A 16,552-nucleotide genomic window follows, 5' to 3' on the forward strand; every position below is an offset into this window, starting at 1 on the left:
GAAAGTTAAGTTAATCTGCTATATCTCGTCATACTCGGGCTTGACCCGAGTATCTCTTTTCTTCCAAAAAAATGCCCGGGTTAAGCCCGAGCATGACGCAAGTGTTTTCAGTTATCGAAAAAAATTTTGCAAAGGTCTCATTTTTATTTTCAGACAGGCATTGCTTGGCTAAAGCTTGTCAATTTTAAACGATAGCGAAGCAGCCCCACTTTTCTGCACGCTTATGCTCCCAACAAGTCTTTTCTTGAAAAACCCCACAGCAAGCTCAAGCCCAAAAGTGTCGACAACAGCATCGTACCCGCCATCACGTTAATGCTGCCGTCGTGCAGCTTGGTCGCCAGCCAGCCCATCAACGCACCCATCAAGGAAGAAGTGGACATCAAAAGCGCATTGGCGCTGCCGCCGTCGGTACGGAAATACGCCATAAAACAGGCTTGGGTGTTGGCGCCGATCAAACCTTGCGTACCCACCGAACACATCACGCACAATACCAACAGCCACATCGGCGGCAACCCGTACAGCAACACCAGCAACACCATCAGTACATTAGCCGCCAATTGTAAGCCCACGCCCCATTTCAGAATGTCTTCTGCATTACTGCCGCACTTCAAACGCCAAGCCGTGACACGGTTGAACGTAGCCATGGTAATAATATTGCAGCCGAATATCCAAGCATAGGCGGTCGGGCTTAAGCCGTATAAGTGCATATAAACGAAGGGGGATTCGGTTAAAAAGCAAAACATCGAGCCGAAACTGAAAGCCTGTAAAAACAAAAAGCCCAAGGCTCGGTGCGTTTGCAGCACATGACGGTAACGCTGCACGACGCCGCTCATAAAATGGCGGTCGATTTTGCCGCCGCTGCCGCCGCTGGCAGGCAAAAACAAATACACCAGCAACAAAATGAGTGCGCCGTAAAAAGTGAGCGTACCGAAAATCGTCCGCCAGCCGCCCACGCTTTGCAATACCGACCCCAACATAGGGGCAACCAGCGGCGCCAGCATCAGAATAATGCCGATTAATGCGAACATTTGCGCCGCCTGCCGGCCTTCGTAATGATCGCGCACCACCGCACCAACCATCACAGCCGACATGCCGGCACCCAAAGCCTGCACCCAGCGCAGCATCAATAATTGATCGACCGTTTGCAACAAAGTAAGCGCCAAGCTGCTGACGACGAAAATCGCCAAACCGGCCAGCGCCACGCTGCGCCGCCCTTTCACATCGGAAATCGATCCGCCGATGAGCTGCCCCGCCGCCACGCCGAACATAAAGCTGCTCAGGCTTTTTTCAATCAAATGGATATCGGTTTGCAGGTTCTGTGCAATCTGCGGAATGGCCGGAAGATAAGTATCTATCGACAAAGGCATTAGGGCGATTAATGCCGCCAGCAGGGCGGCGGTTTGTTTTTCGGTTAACGTGCGTATGGTGGGCATAAATTTCTTCTGAATGGATATTTCAGGCGGATGCCTGTCTGAAACAATAAACCGCCCGATGGGCGGCAGATAATTGATAACTTTGATAATGTAGTGATTATACGCTTTTCGCCGTCGGTTTCAAAGCAAAGCCGGACCGCATAAAAAAGCGGCGGAACACGCTCCGGAGTCTGTTAACCATTGACTCTAGCGGATTTCCGCCGTGTTTTCTCAAATAAACCGAGATAATCTTTTAGAAAGAAAAGGAAATATAAAACCCAACTTGATAAAGCAGAAAATTTGTTCCGCGTAGGCGGCAAGCTTCCGATATGGGAGAACCACGTTATCTAAACCTAACCGGGCTAGCCGCTACCCGAATCCGATTTTCCTGCTGTGTGTATTATGCGCCTCTGGTGGGCGGGTTATTTTGATACACATCAATGGCGCTGATGATTCAAGCAAAAGCATTCCGTCAAACCACAATACCTGAGACCTTTACAAAAAGCCGTTTTAATCCTGAATGGGTTAATATAGCGGATTAAATTAATTTTCGATACAAGGCAGCAAGCCGAAGACAGTACAAGTAGTACGGCAAGGCGCAGCAACGCCGTAGCGAAAGTTAAGTTAATCCGCTATATTTCGTCATACTCGGGCTTGACCCGAGTATCTGCTTTTTCTTCTCAAACGACCAGATACTCGGGTCAAGCCCGAGCATGGCGAAAGTGTTTTCAGGTATCGAAAAGAATTTTGCAAAGGTCTCTGCCTGTCTGAAAAATGTTTTCAGACAGGCATTTGGGTTAAATTACCCTACGCCCAGTATTTCCTTTTCGAAGTTTTGCCGATGCCCGGATTGAAGCTGTTGGTCGGGTCAAGCTTGCGGTAAAACTGCTTGAGCGCCGGTTGCGCTTCATAAAGGTGGCCGACATTGTGCTCAGCCGGATATTGCGCGCCGCGCTCATCCAGCAGATGCAGCATTTCATGCTCCAAAGCCATGCAGTCGTGCCCTTTTTTCACGATATAGTCTTGGTGGAATACGTGGCACATGAAATGGCCGTAATACAGTTTATGGCTGATTTTACCGTCGATTTGCGGCGGCAGCTTTTCAAACCAATCGCGATCGTCGCGCCGCAGGGCGATATCGAGCGCAACGATGTCTTCCACTTCTTTATCGTGCACCGCGCGGTAGCGTACCGCGGCGGAAGCCACCGCGAAACGGTGCAACATCGCCGCTTGGGTTTCTTCCGGACTGCATTCGAAATACGCACCGCCGTTGCCGGAAAAATAATTTTTCAGATAGGCTCTCGCCTCTTCTACGCCCTCCCCGCCCATTTTCAAAATCAGGTGGTGTTCATAGCGGTTGCGATAGTCGCGCAGGCTTTGCGGCAGGTGTTCGGGCAACAATCTGCTGAATCCTTGCAAGGCCTTGTCGGCAAAATGTTTCGGCAAAAAGCTCAGGTTGCGGCTGAAGCGCTCGACCTTGGCTTTCCATTCGAAAAGCTTGGGCAGGCGGTGGGTACCGAATTTTTTAATCACCCAAAACGTATCTTTGCCATACACCGCGGCAATATCAAAAGCATCGCGGTGGATATATTCGCCCGAGATCGGCAGGCTTTTGAATTGCGAAAGAATGGTGCGGCGCACATCGGTTAATTCATTGATATCGTTGGTACCGATATAAAACACGGCGGTGTGCTTTTCCAGCGGAAACGTATCCAAGCGCACACCAAACACCATCAGCTTGCCGGCACAGCCCGAAGCCTCGTAATGGCGGGCGGGATCGGCATTGAAACGGGCGGCGCTGGGCTCGTCGACTTCGCGCACATGCTGGCAATAAGCATGATCATGACCTTTGCCGGCATCGCGGGTGATGTCTTTTTGCTGGTAATGATGGCCTTGCAGATTGGTGAGCATTTCTTCCGGCGTGTCGCCCAAATCAATGCCCAAATGATTGATCAGCTCGAGTTGGCCGTTTTCGTTAATCTGGGCAAACAGCGCCATTTCGGTATAAGCCGGCCCGCGCTGTACCAGAGCGCCGCCGGAATTATTGCACACCCCGCCGAGTACGGAAGCGCCGATACACGACGAACCGATTACCGAATGCGGCTCTCGCCCCAGCGGTTTGAGCAGCTCTTCCAGCTGGTTTAGGGTGGAACCGGGCAGGCAGACTACCTGCTCGTTGTTGTTAATCGGGCGGATAATGTTCATCCGCATGGTGTTCACAATCACGATATCGCGGTCGTAATCATTGCCATCGGGCGTTGAACCGCCGGTTAAGCCGGTATTGGCCGCCTGCGTCAGCACAATCACATCCGCCGCCACGCAAGCCTGCAATACCCGCCATTGTTCCAACAGCGTACCCGGCCGCACCACCGCCAAAGCCTGTCCTTCGCCAAAACGGTAGCCTTGGCGGTAAGGTTCCGTTTTGGCCGGATCAGTAATGATATAAGACGTGCCGACGATATCGGTCAGCTGTTGAATCAATTGACTACGGTTCATGGTTTTTCCTTATTGATGATTTCAATCATATGCCTGTCTGAAAGCATTTCCGTTGACCATTATCGCCAAATCTGCCAAAGCATCTTTGCGGTAATCAGCAGCAGCAATATGCCGAACGTTTTTTTTAAATACGCCGGCGGCAATTTGTGGGAAACCTTCACCCCCAGAGGAGCAAACACCAAAGTAGCGGCTGCCAACACAACCATCACCGGCAAATAAATAAATCCCCACGCACCGGGCGGCAAATGTTCCGACGACCACCCCGCCGCCAAATAGCCTATGCTGCCCACCAAGGCAATCGGCCAGCCCAAAGCGGCGGACGTACCGACCGCACGGTGCATCGGTACGTTGCACGAGGCCATAAACGGAATACTCAGCGAACCGCCGCCTATCCCAATCCAACTCGAAAGCAAACCGAACAAGCCGCCGGCAGCCGCCAGCCCGCTTTTACCCGGCAAACGGCGGGAAGGTTTCGGTTGGACATTCATCAGCGAACGCCAGGCAATCACCGCGCAAAACAACGCAAAAAACACCTGCAAGCCCTTATTCGGCAGATAACGCGCCACCACCGCGCCCAAAGCCACGCCGATAACCATACCCGGCGCCATGCTGACAAATATCTGCCAATCCACCGCCCCTTTTTTCTGCTGCGCGCGCATACTGGAAAACGAAGTAAACACCATCACGGTAAACGAAGTGCCCACCGCCAAATGCTGCGCATGCTCCGAAGCACCGAAACCATGCATCTGCAAAGCCCATAACACCACCGGCACAATCAACAACCCACCGCCCACACCCAGCAGGCCGGCGACAAAGCCGGCAAACGATCCGGCCGCAAGCAAGGATAGAACCGTTTCCAACTGCCACATCAGAAGCCACCTTCTTTCATAAACAAATGCTTGTCTGAAAAAGCGCATTCACGTTTCAGACAGGCATGGGAAACATCATCAACGACAAACGCCAGCCATTATTTACCGTGCTTCACAAAGATGCTCTTCGCCGCTTCTTCCAGCGCCGGCAGGCAAACATCACATAACCCGACAAACTGTATCCCAAGAAGAACAAAAACAGTACCAGCGAAGGCTCAAGCGCCACGATTAACAAACCGATAACCAACAGAATCAGTGCAAAAAACGGCACTTTTCGGCGCACGTTGATTTCCTTAAAACTCCAAAACGGAATTTGTACTACCATAGACAAGCCGGCAAACAAGGTCAGAAACAGGCAAATCCATTCCACATAAGGCAAGCGTTCATAACTGTGGTTCACCCAAATCAAACCCACCACCAATGCCGCGGCAGTCGGGCTGGGAATACCGATAAACCAGCGTTTATCAACCTTGCCGATCAAAGTATTGAACAGCGCCAAACGCAGCGCAGCGCAGGCACAATAGATAAAGGCAACCGAGTAACCGATGCGACCGAACTCCCACAGCTGCCATTTATAAGCCAGCAAGGCCGGTGCCACGCCAAAGCTGACCATATCCGCCAAACTGTCGAGCTGCTCGCCGAACGCACTTTGACTGTTGGTCCAACGGGCCACCCTGCCGTCCATTCCGTCCAGCAACATGGAAATGAATACCGCAATCGCCGCCGTTTCATAACGGCCGTGCATCGCCTGAGTAATCGCAAAAAAAGCAGAAAACAAAGCGGCAAGCGTAAACGAATTGGGCAACAGATAAATCGTATTGCGACGCAAACGCTCCCGCGCCGCCGGCGATTGAATTTCGCTGTCTTTAAAATCCATCATCATCCTGTCTGAAACGACATAACCGATTAAGAACAACCATTATAACAGCTATCAACCAAATAGCTAACGCACAACACATCACGGCAGGCGTAAAGTATCTGACTATACCCCTCATAAAAAAACCGCCCGAATAAATTCGGGCGGTTCGTTGTTTAAAGCGTTCAGCCGCTTAATACATACCTTCGCGCTCTTCACGGGTGCTGATGTAAATATTTTTCACCTGCGTATACGCCTCCAGCATCATTTTGTGCGTTTCGCGGCCGATACCGGAAGTTTTATAGCCGCCAAACGGCGCACCGGCAGGCAAGCGGTTATAGCAGTTCACCCAAACGCGGCCGGTTTCCAGCGCATTCGATACGCGCAAGCAGCGGTTGATGTCTTTACTCCATACCGCACCGCCCAAGCCGTATTCCGAATCATTGGCCATTTTGATAACCTCTTCTTCGGTTTTAAACTTGATAACGGTTGCAACCGGACCGAAAATTTCTTCCTGAGAAATGCGGGCGCTGTTACTCTCGGCGGCAATCAGGGTAGGCTCAACGAAATCTCCTTTGGCCAAATCACCTTCCACTTTCTTACCGCCGGTAATGATGCGCGCACCTTCCTGTTCGCCGATTTTCACATAGTTCAGAATGGTCTCGACCTGATTGGCATTAACCTGTGCGCCCATCTGGGTATCGTCTTCCCAAGGCAGGCCCACTTTGACTTTTTTAAATTCCTCGGCCAGCGCTTCTACGAATTTATCGTAAATACCCTCTTGCACGAAAATGCGCGAGCCGGCGCAGCAAACCTGCCCTTGGTTGAACAGAATACCTTTTTGCGCACCCTCCAACGCTTTATCAAACGGCATATCGTCAAAGAAGATATTGGCCGATTTGCCGCCCAATTCCAAAGTAGCCGGAATCAGCATTTCGGCAGCGGCAATGCCTACGCGGCGGCCGACTGCAGTCGAACCGGTAAACGCCAGTTTGTTAAAGCCTTTATGGTGCAGCATATATTCGCCGGATTTAGAACCTTTACCGGTGATAATGTTCAATACCCCTTTAGGCAGCAAATGATTTATTTTTTGCGCCAGCGACAACAGGCTCAGCGAAGTGTTGCTGGAAGGGTGAATCACCACGGTACAGCCTGCCGCCAAAGCGGGCGCGATTTTCCAAGCGGCCATCAGGAAAGGGAAGTTCCACGGAATAATCTGGCCGACTACGCCGATAGGCTCGCGCAATACGATAGACAAATCCTCTTGGTCCAGTTGGGTAGCCGTACCCTCTTCGCCGCGAATCACGCCGGCGAAATAACGGAAATGATCGGAAGCCAACGGAATATCAGCCGCACGGGTTTCACGGATAGGCTTGCCGTTATCCAAAGTTTCCTGCAAAGCGAACAATTCTGCATTTTCATCGATGACATCGGCTATTTTATTCAAAATAGCAGCACGTTCGGTTACGGTGGTTTTACTCCAAGTTTTAAACGCTTCTTGCGCCGCCGCTACTGCGGCATCCACATCGGCATCGCTAGCATCGGTAAATTTCGCCAGTTCTTCACCATTGGCCGGATTGTAAGAGACCAACATCTCACCGCCGCTAGTCCACTCACCGTTAATCAACAAACCGTATGCTTCGTCAAACACTTTCAAATTCTTAGCCATCTATAACTCTCCTTTTATTTAGGGTATGCCCATATCGAAAAGCAGGTATTAACTTTGCCTGTTCAACAAAATGTTGCGTTTCAAAGCATAGGCGGTTTGCACGTCGTTTTCAAGGTACTTTTAACCAAATTTACTTAAGCTACCCATGGGATAAATCATTCATTTCTTTTAACTTGCTTTAAACAATAACCAAAGCATAAATCGATAAAAATCAAAAACAAGAATAATTACTCTAGCTAACTTACTGTTTTCCCTGATAATCAAAAAGGCTGTCTGAAATATTCAGACAGCCTTTATTATTGCCAAAAACCGGTTAGTTAATTTAGTTTTTCTCCAAATCCACCAGTTTGTTTTTAGCAATCCACGGCATCATACCGCGCAGTTGCGCACCGACTTTTTCGATTTGGTGATCGGCGTTCAAGCGGCGGCGGGCAGTCATGCTGGCGTAGTTGGTAGCGCCTTCCTGAATAAACATCTTGGCGTATTCGCCGCTTTGGATACGATACAGTGCTTTTTTCATCGCTTCTTTGGTAGCCGGTGTAATCACTTCGGGGCCGGTCACATATTCGCCGTATTCCGCATTGTTGGAAATGGAGTAATTCATGTTGGCAATGCCGCCTTCGTACATCAAATCCACAATCAGCTTCAGCTCGTGCAAGCATTCGAAGTAGGCCATCTCGGGAGCGTAACCGGCTTCAACCAAGGTTTCAAAGCCGCATTTCACCAATTCCACCGCACCACCGCACAATACTGCTTGTTCGCCGAAGAGGTCGGTTTCGGTTTCTTCGCGGAAGTTGGTTTCAATCACGCCGCCTTTGGTGCCGCCGTTGGCCGCCGCGTAAGAGAGGGCGATGTCGCGGGCTTTGCCTGAGTTGTCTTGGTAAACGGCAATCAGAGTGGGCACGCCGCCGCCTTTGAGGTATTCGCTGCGTACGGTGTGGCCGGGGCCTTTGGGGGCAACCATAATCACATCAACGTTTTTCGGCGGTACGATTTGGTTGTAGTGGATGTTGAAGCCGTGGGCGAAGGCCAAAGCGGCACCGTCTTTCAAGTTCGGGGCGATTTCGTTTTTATAGACAACGGGTTGGTTTTCGTCGGGCAGCAGAATCATTACCACGTCGGCCGCTTTGGTGGCATCGGCCACGCTGCGCACGTCGTGTCCGGCGGCAACGGCTTTGTTCCATGAACCGCCTTCGCGCAGGCCGATCACCACGTTCACGCCAGAATCTTTCAGGTTGGCGGCGTGCGCATGGCCTTGCGAACCATAACCGATGATGGCAACGGTTTTGCCCTTAATCAAAGAAAGGTCGGCATCTTTATCGTAAAAAACTTGCATTTTGGTTTCCTTAAAAAATCAAATTGGGTGTGAATAATCAATAAGGGGGTTAATCGGTATTTTCGGAGACATCCTGCATCACCACGATTTCTACTCCGTCGGTGTTGCCCTCTATCGCCTGTAAGAAATTTTGAAAATGCGTGCTGGCATTGTGTTCGTCCACCGCGGCCTGATTGCGCCAGTTTTCAAAAAACACAAAACGGTTTTCATTTTGCCTATCTTGATGCAGATCGTAACGGATATTGCCTTCTTCACTGCGGCTGGCCACAACCAATTGCCGGAAAACTTCAAGCAACTCTTGGCGGCGATCCGGTTTAACGGTGACGATGGCGGTAATTTTAATACTGCTCATACCCGCTCCTTTGCATTCTGATAATCAATCTGCCACTTTAAACGATATTGTTTTCAGACAGGCATTCCGTTTCATAACTATGCCTGTCTGAAAACAGTGTTTACGGAAAAATAATCAAGCTTAAGTTTAAATCCGCAATATCCGCTCGCCCCGGCCGATACCGGCAGCACCGGTACGTACGGTTTCGAGAATCGCGGTTTTGCCTACGGTTTCCAAAAACGAATCCAGTTTGTCGCTGGAGCCGGTGATTTCGATGGTATAGGTTTTGTCGGTAACGTCCACCACGCTGCCGCGGTAGATTTCGGTTAAGCGTAAGAATTCGTCCCGCTCTTTGCCCACCGCGCGCACTTTCACCAACATCAACTCGCGCTCGACAAAACGGCTCTCGTTCAAATCCACTACTTTGATGACTTCCACCAGCTTGTTCAGCTGTTTGGTAATCTGCTCCATAACCGTATCGTCGCCATGGGTAACGATGGTCATCCGCGAAAGGGTTTTGTCTTCGGTAGCCGCTACCGAGAGCGAATCAATGTTGTAGTCGCGTGCGGAAAACAAGCCGACCACACGGCTCATCGCGCCCGATTCGTTTTCCATCAGGATAGATAAAATGTGTCGCATTATGGCACGCTCCTTATATCGTAATCACGGTCTTTCACATCGTTGACATCGGAATCTTTAGGCGTTTCGCGCATATGCGGCGGCAACACCATTTCATCCAAGCCTTTGCCGTTGCCCACCATTGGGAACACATTTTGTTTCTTATCGGTGATGAAATCGAGGAATACCAAGCGGTCTTTCTGACGGATGGCCTCCAAAATCGCGCCTTCCACATCGGCCGGTTTGTCGACACGGATACCGATGTGGCCGTATGCCTCGGCCAGCTTCACAAAGTCCGGCAGGGAATCAAAATAAGTTTCCGATTCGCGGTTGCTGTAATACAACTCCTGCCACTGGCGCACCATTCCCAGATAGCCGTTGTTCAGGGTAACAATGTTCACCGGAATCTTATATTGGAAACAGGTGGACAACTCCTGAATGTTCATCTGAATCGAACCTTCGCCGGTGATACAAAATACATCCTGATCCGGCGCCGCCAATTTGGCACCCATGGCATACGGCAGGCCGACGCCCATGGTACCCAAACCGCCCGAATTGAGCCACTGGCGCGGGCGTTCGAAAGGATAATACTGCGCGGCAAACATCTGGTGCTGACCAACATCGGAAGTGATGATGGCAGAATTATTGGTCAGCTCCGCCAGTTTCTGCACCACATACTGAGGCTTGATAATGTCGCCTTCGTTATCGAAATACAGACAGTTACGACTGCGCCAAGCCTCCAGCTGCTGCCACCATTTGTCCAACGAAGCTTCATTAAAAGACAGCTCTTGTTTCTTCCAAGCAGCCTTCATTTCAGCTAATACGTTTTTCACATCGCCCACAATCGGCACATCCACTTTCACCCGTTTGGCAATACTGGACGGATCAATATCGATATGAATGATTTTCTTCGGTTTTTCAGCAAACTTAGCCGGCACGGAAACCACGCGATCGTCAAAACGCGCACCCACCGCCAATACCACATCCGCATTCTGCATTGCCAGATTGGCTTCGTAAGTGCCGTGCATACCCAGCATGCCCAAGTATTGCTTATTGCTGGAAGGATAAGCACCCAAACCCATCAATGTACCGGTACACGGCACACCGGTCATCTTAACGAAATCGGTGAGTTCCTGATGGGCATTACCCAATACCACCCCGCCGCCGAAATACACCAACGGGCGCTTCGCCGAAGCGAGCATTTGCACCGCTTTTTTAATCTGGCCGGCATGGCCCTGAGTAACCGGTTGGTAAGAGCGGATGAATATATCTTGCTGCGGATAGCTGAATTTCGCCATCGCCTGCGTTACATCCTTCGGAATATCTACCACCACGGGGCCAGGGCGGCCGCTGGCAGCGATTTGGAAGGCTTTTTTGATGGTTTCCGCCAGCTCGTTCACACTGGTTACTAAGAAATTGTGTTTCACACATGGGCGGGTAATGCCTACGGTATCCACTTCCTGAAAAGCATCCGAACCAATGGCCGGCGTACCCACTTGGCCGGTGATCACCACCATCGGAATTGAATCGCAATAAGCCGTTGCGATACCGGTAACCGCGTTGGTCGCGCCCGGGCCGGAAGTCACCAAGGCCACGCCAACCTTGCCGCTGGTACGCGCGTAAGCATCCGCAGCATGAACGGCCGCCTGTTCGTGGCGGGTCAGAATGTGTTCGAATTTATTTAATTGATACAGCGCATCATAGATTTCGAGAACTGCGCCGCCCGGATAACCGAAAACGTATTCCACGCCTTCGGCACTAAGACTCTGCACGAGTATTTGTGCACCTGATAATTGCATGATGGCCTCTTTGATTCGCGGGTTAATCAATAGGAAGCACTGGCCTCGCCACAGCATCTGTAATGCCAACTTTCCGAACAGCGGTTTAGGGTACGCGACACGAAAAGCAACAGCGACAACCCGGCGCTCCAATCAATTGAAAAAGCCGCCTGAGCGTTTGAAAAAGAGTGGGTAAGGTAACGCAAATACGGCCGAGAATCAAGGCGAAAAATCAAGTTATGTAAATCGAGAAACAATATGCCAAAAAATAACATCACCACAATCAAATTAGATCAACATCAACATCAAGAAAACATTTTTATGCCAAAAAATCAAAAATAAAAACAGGCGACCCGCTGTTGAAACAGCAAGCCGCCTTCATCTTGGCGCACCCGACTGGGATCGAACCAGCGACCTTCAGCTTCGGAAACTGACGCTCTTCCAACTGAGCTACGGGTACTGTGCGGGCGTAAGATTATCTCAAAAGCGGCCGTTTGGCAAAATTTTTGTCGTACCGACAAATTCTGCAAACAATAAAAAACCTTTCAGACAGGCATTCCCCTGCAACGAATTTCGATTTTTTTGAGCTAAACCAAATTTTAAAGATTGGAAAGCCTGTCTGAATTCAGTATAATCCAGCAAATTATTGTTAATGCGTTTTTACAAAACAGACGTTATCGGCAATACTGACAACACACAAACCATTATTTTCGTCATCATCCTACAAAAAACGGTGAGGCTTTATTTATGAATCATCTGTCCAATCAACGCGTCCGCGGTTCCGCTGCCGTTACCCTTATCGGCGGTATCGTCATCCTGCTGGCAACTTTGTATTTTTTGGTCAAACTCGCTACCAGCGGCTATTACAGTGATGTCGATGCGACTACCGAATCGGCTACCGCCACCCGCATCATGCCGGTCGGCAATGTAGTGATGGGCGACGGCACTCCGGTAGGTATGCGTACCGGCGAACAGATCTTCAAAAAAGTCTGTATCCAATGCCACGGCGCCGACAGCACTGTAGCGAATTCGCCTAAAGTAACCCACAATGCCGAATGGGCTCCGCGCATCGCCCAAGGCTTCGACACTTTGTTTAATCACGCCCTGAACGGTTTTAACGCCATGCCTGCCAAAGGCGGGGCGGCTGATTTGACCGACGACGAACTCAAACGTGCCATTGCCTACATGGCCAACCAATCCGGTGGTAATTTTGAAGCGCCTGCGGTAGCCGCCAGCGGCGCAGCGGCATCCGGTACTGCCGCTTCAGGTGCCGCCTCAGGCGGTGCGGCCGATGTTGCCGCTAATGACGAAGGCAAAAAAGTATTCGACGGCCTGTGCATGGCCTGCCACGGTGCCAACTCCGCCATTCCCAATGCGCCCCGCGTTACTAAAAATGACGAATGGGCTCCGCGTATCGCCAAAGGCAAGGCTCTGCTGCTCAAACATGCCATGGAAGGCTACACCGGTCCCAACGGCGGCGTGATGCCTGCAAAAGGTGGTAATAACGACCTGACCGAAGCGCAAATCAGTGCCGCCATCAATTACATGGTTAACCAATCCGGCGGCAACTTCAAATAAGCCCTGTTATTGAATTCAAAAGCACACCTTAATCGGTGTGCTTTTTTGTTAGCGCTAAAACAGATTAACTCCTAAATTGAATCCGCCATAGCGGATTTAATTAATTTTCGATACAAGGCAGCAAGCCGCAGACAGTACAAGTAGTACGGCAAGGCGCAGCAACGCCGTAGCGAAAGTTAAGTTAATTCGCTATATATTGTTTTCAGACAGGCATTTCGCTATACCAAGCTGCTTGCCCGCTGTTGCAAATACGAAAGTACCTGTTCCAGCAATACATCCTGCCTCCCGAGATTCCAAGCTGCCGCAGCGGTGGTAATCCGGATATTTCCCTCCAAAGGTAACAGCCGTATATTAGCGGGTGCCAATCTGTGTAGCGATAAAGGCACCAGCGCCGCGCCCTGCCCGCAGCTGACAAAGGCCAGCTGAGACACTGCCGAGCGCACTTCGTGCACAATCCGTGGCGAGAAACCCGCTTGTCGGCACGCGGCAATAATCGTATCGAAGGAAGACGGGCTGATCTGCCGCGCAAACATCACAAATTCTTCATCGGCCAAATCGGCCAGCGCCGCTTGGTTTTGACCGGCTAAGCGATGGTGTTTCGGCAATGCCACCGCCAGTTGGTCCTGCATCAGCGGCAAAGTAGCGATACCGCTGCCCACCTCTCCTTCCAAACGTGCAAAAGCCAAATCAATGCTGCCGCTTTGTAACAAAGACACCGCCTCGGCGCTATCGATTTCTTTTACCGCCACCGTCAGATGCGGGTGTTGTTGTTTTACTTCGCGTATCAAATCGGGCAAAACATCGGTCAGCGCCTGCGTAATCGCACCTATCGTCAATGTGCCGCTGTGGCCGGCCAAGGCCTGCTGTACCGCGCCTTCCAATTGCTGCATCTGTTCGGCGAACTTCTGCACGGCCGGCAAAACCGCCCGCCCTTGCGGCGTCAGCCGCGTGCCTTGGCGCGAACGTTCAAACAGTTTTACCTTCAATGCCTGTTCCAATATCTTAATCTGTTCGGTCAGCGGCGGCTGCGACATGCCCAATGCTCGTGCAGTCTTGCCGAAATGCTCGTGCTCTGCCACTACGCAAAACAGCCACAACTGGCGCATCAATCGAAAATTAATCATATCTTTGATACTTTTTTATTATCACGAAATTAATAAAATAGTATTTTATGTATCACAATCAATTCTGTATAGTGATTTCCAACACAGAACGGCAAAAACTTGCTTCCGTTTTACAGAAACTTTGTCATCGCAAAAAACCAAGCGCTACCGATACCCCGCTTATTACGAAAGAACCAAATATGTTCGGCATCACCGATATCCTCACCTACACCCTAACCGTAACCGCGTTGATTCTGCTTCTCGGCCCCAATTCAATGTTCTGCATGGCAGTGGCCGGCCAATACGGCAGCCGTACTGCCCGCCGCGCGATCGCCGGTACTTTTTTAGGCAACGGCACGCTGATTGCCGCATCCGCGCTCGGCGCCAGCTCCCTGTTGAAGGCTTATCCGCTCTCGTTCGATATCATCAAACTGGCAGGCGCACTGTATCTGGCCTGGGTAGGTTTCAAACTCTGTAAAAGCGCTCTGCAAGGATGGTGCAAAACTTTGCAACCGAACACCGCCCTCACCGTTTCTTCGCCCAAAGTATTCCGAAAAGCCTTGATGATCGCGCTGCTCAATCCGAAAGGCCTGCTGTTTTTTCCTTCCATGATGGTGCAATTTATCGATGTTCATTATCCGCAGCCCTTAATCAGCTTTGCCGTATTGGGCGCCATTTTTCAAACCATCAGCCTGATTTACCTGAACCTAATGGCTCCGGCTACCAGCCGGCTGACCCAACTGGCCGCCCGCCACCGCCGTGCGGGTGCACTGGGTAAAGGCAGCGTTGGCACATTGTTTCTGGTCTTTGCCGCCAAATTATGGACAGCAGCGGTTTAAGTAGGATTGGCGGTGATTTCCCGCTACAATAATACCTGTCTGAAAACCTTTGAATATTCTTTTATCATGTCCCGACAACGATACATCGGCCTGATGTCCGGCACCAGCATGGATGGCGTGGATGCCGTACTGATACAAATGGAAAACAACCGCTGGCTCGCTGCCGAGGCACATGCCTTTCTTCCCTATTCCGATGAGCTTAAGCAAGACCTGCTCGATTTGCAGCAAACCGGCGACAACGAACTGCACCGCAGCCAATTGCTCTCGCAACAATTAAGCCGTCTGTATGCCGAAGCCGTACATTTATTACTGGCCGACACAGGCCTGAATCCGGCCGATATCCGCGCCATCGGCTGTCACGGCCAGACCATACGCCATGCCCCGCAAGCCGGATACAGTATCCAAATCGGCAATCTGGCTCTGCTGGCCGAACTAACCGGTATTTTCACCATAGGCGACTTCCGCAGCCGCGATTTAGCCGCCGGCGGGCAAGGTGCCCCGCTGGTACCGGCTTTTCATCAAGCACTATTTGGCGACTCTTCCCAAACGCGGGTAACCCTCAATCTCGGCGGCATTGCCAACATCAGCGTACTGCCGCCACATGCCCCTGCATTCGGCTTCGATACCGGCCCCGGCAATATGTTGATGGACGCCTGGGTAAAACATATCTGGCAACTGGATTTCGATGCCGACGGTGCACGCGCCGCCCAAGGCAGCCGCATTTCCCCCTTATTGGATACCTTGCTTGCCCACCCCTATTTATCGCTTCCTGCGCCCAAAAGTACCGGCCGCGAACTGTTCTCGCTAACTTGGTTACAGGCCTATTTGAACCCGCAATGGCAGCCGCACGATATATTGCGAACGCTGCTCGACTACACCGCCATCACCGCAGCCAGAGCCATTACCGAGTACGCGCCGCAAGCAGAAGCGGTATACGTATGCGGCGGCGGCATCCGCAACCGCCTGCTGATGGACACCCTCCAACAGCAGTTATCCGCTCCTCTCCGCAGCACCGCCGCACTACAGCTTGACCCGCAATGGGTAGAAGCCGCCGCTTTCGGCTGGTTGGCCGCCTGCTGGATAAACGGCATACACAGCAACCCCGTACGCGCTACCGGCGCGCGTCATCCTTGCGTATTGGGCGCCGGTTATTACGCTTAAACCATCCTCACCGCTCCGTATGAACCGTAAAATATGCTTTGCCGAACAACCCTATTGCCGGCAACTGCCTATCCTCTCGCGAATGCCTGTCTGAAAATACAACATATAGCGGATTGAATTACCTCGATACAAGGCAGCAAGCCGCAAACAGTACACAGGTAAGCAACCAATTCTGTTGCCGCTTTAGCGGCTGACAAAATCGTTTTCTTCGAGTTCGGCGAAACAGAGCCTTCGCGAAAGTTAAGTTCATCCGCTATAGTGGTTCAAAATTTTTTCAGACAGGCATCCGGCGGTTGCTTTATATCGATATGCCTGTCTGAAAACAAATTTTCAGACAGGCATAGACCTTTGCAAAATTCTTTTCGATACTTTAAACACCTGCGTCCGTCATGATCGGGCTTGACCCGAGCATAACGAAAAATTGATCCATTCAGGATTAAAACAGCTTTTTGTATAGTCAATTAAAATAAGAACTCCGTAGTAATGCAGTCATAAAATCTCCCACG

At 50.9% G+C, this 16,552-nt stretch carries 13 protein-coding genes and 1 tRNA gene; 3 read left to right on the forward strand and 11 right to left on the reverse strand.

What is annotated here, in order from left to right; genetic code table 11:
• Positions 1 to 221: 221 nt before the first annotated feature.
• From Q4C79_RS11200 to Q4C79_RS11245, 10 genes are all read right to left on the reverse strand, one after another.
• The gene (locus Q4C79_RS11200; RefSeq protein ID WP_303091105.1) at positions 222 to 1,433 is read right to left on the reverse strand and encodes a multidrug effflux MFS transporter; all 1,212 of its coding nucleotides are present in this window, start codon (positions 1,431 to 1,433) and stop codon (positions 222 to 224) included.
• 786 nt (positions 1,434 to 2,219) lie between these two features.
• A complete protein-coding gene (gene dld, locus Q4C79_RS11205; protein ID WP_303091106.1) occupies positions 2,220 to 3,908 on the reverse strand; it encodes a D-lactate dehydrogenase in 1,689 nt (562 codons plus the stop codon).
• Between the two features lie 59 nt (positions 3,909 to 3,967).
• A complete protein-coding gene (locus tag Q4C79_RS11210; protein WP_303091107.1) occupies positions 3,968 to 4,777 on the reverse strand; it encodes a sulfite exporter TauE/SafE family protein in 810 nt (269 codons plus the stop codon).
• A gap of 112 nt (positions 4,778 to 4,889) precedes the next feature.
• Complete coding sequence (gene pssA, locus Q4C79_RS11215; protein WP_303091108.1) at positions 4,890 to 5,654, reverse strand: CDP-diacylglycerol--serine O-phosphatidyltransferase; 765 nt, start codon at positions 5,652 to 5,654, stop codon at positions 4,890 to 4,892.
• 172 nt (positions 5,655 to 5,826) lie between these two features.
• On the reverse strand, positions 5,827 to 7,302 hold the full coding sequence (locus Q4C79_RS11220; protein ID WP_303091109.1) for an aldehyde dehydrogenase family protein: 1,476 nt from the start codon (positions 7,300 to 7,302) through the stop codon (positions 5,827 to 5,829).
• Positions 7,303 to 7,624: 322 nt separating this feature from the next.
• Positions 7,625 to 8,638, reverse strand: a complete 1,014-nt coding sequence (gene ilvC, locus Q4C79_RS11225) for a ketol-acid reductoisomerase (RefSeq protein ID WP_303091110.1) — start codon at positions 8,636 to 8,638, stop codon at positions 7,625 to 7,627.
• Positions 8,639 to 8,687: 49 nt separating this feature from the next.
• Positions 8,688 to 8,990 (reverse strand): putative quinol monooxygenase, encoded by a 303-nt coding sequence (locus tag Q4C79_RS11230; RefSeq protein ID WP_303091111.1) that lies wholly within the window; start codon positions 8,988 to 8,990, stop codon positions 8,688 to 8,690.
• Positions 8,991 to 9,116: 126 nt separating this feature from the next.
• Positions 9,117 to 9,608 carry an acetolactate synthase small subunit gene (ilvN, locus tag Q4C79_RS11235; protein WP_303091112.1) on the reverse strand — a complete coding sequence of 164 codons (492 nt, stop codon included), beginning with the start codon at positions 9,606 to 9,608 and terminating at the stop codon, positions 9,117 to 9,119.
• Complete coding sequence (gene ilvB / locus Q4C79_RS11240) at positions 9,608 to 11,386, reverse strand: biosynthetic-type acetolactate synthase large subunit (RefSeq protein ID WP_303091113.1); 1,779 nt, start codon at positions 11,384 to 11,386, stop codon at positions 9,608 to 9,610. The genes ilvN and ilvB overlap by 1 nt, the downstream gene beginning before the upstream one ends.
• Before the next feature lie 363 nt (positions 11,387 to 11,749).
• Positions 11,750 to 11,825, reverse strand: a tRNA-Arg gene (locus Q4C79_RS11245).
• Between the two features lie 287 nt (positions 11,826 to 12,112).
• On the opposite strand from Q4C79_RS11245, the gene Q4C79_RS11250 reads away from it, so the two are divergent.
• Complete coding sequence (locus Q4C79_RS11250) at positions 12,113 to 12,943, forward strand: cytochrome c5 family protein (protein WP_303091114.1); 831 nt, start codon at positions 12,113 to 12,115, stop codon at positions 12,941 to 12,943.
• 218 nt (positions 12,944 to 13,161) lie between these two features.
• Here the strand turns inward: Q4C79_RS11250 and Q4C79_RS11255 are convergent, their stop codons facing one another.
• Positions 13,162 to 14,067, reverse strand: a complete 906-nt coding sequence (locus Q4C79_RS11255; protein ID WP_303091115.1) for a LysR family transcriptional regulator — start codon at positions 14,065 to 14,067, stop codon at positions 13,162 to 13,164.
• A 179-nt stretch (positions 14,068 to 14,246) separates the two neighbouring features.
• On the opposite strand from Q4C79_RS11255, the gene leuE reads away from it, so the two are divergent.
• A complete protein-coding gene (gene leuE / locus Q4C79_RS11260; RefSeq protein WP_303091116.1) occupies positions 14,247 to 14,885 on the forward strand; it encodes a leucine efflux protein LeuE in 639 nt (212 codons plus the stop codon).
• A gap of 66 nt (positions 14,886 to 14,951) precedes the next feature.
• Positions 14,952 to 16,046 (forward strand): anhydro-N-acetylmuramic acid kinase, encoded by a 1,095-nt coding sequence (locus Q4C79_RS11265; RefSeq protein ID WP_303091117.1) that lies wholly within the window; start codon positions 14,952 to 14,954, stop codon positions 16,044 to 16,046.
• Positions 16,047 to 16,552: the final 506 nt, after the last annotated feature.

The organism is Neisseria sp., assembly GCF_030523955.1.
In the GTDB taxonomy this organism is placed as follows: Bacteria; Pseudomonadota; Gammaproteobacteria; order Burkholderiales; family Neisseriaceae; genus Neisseria.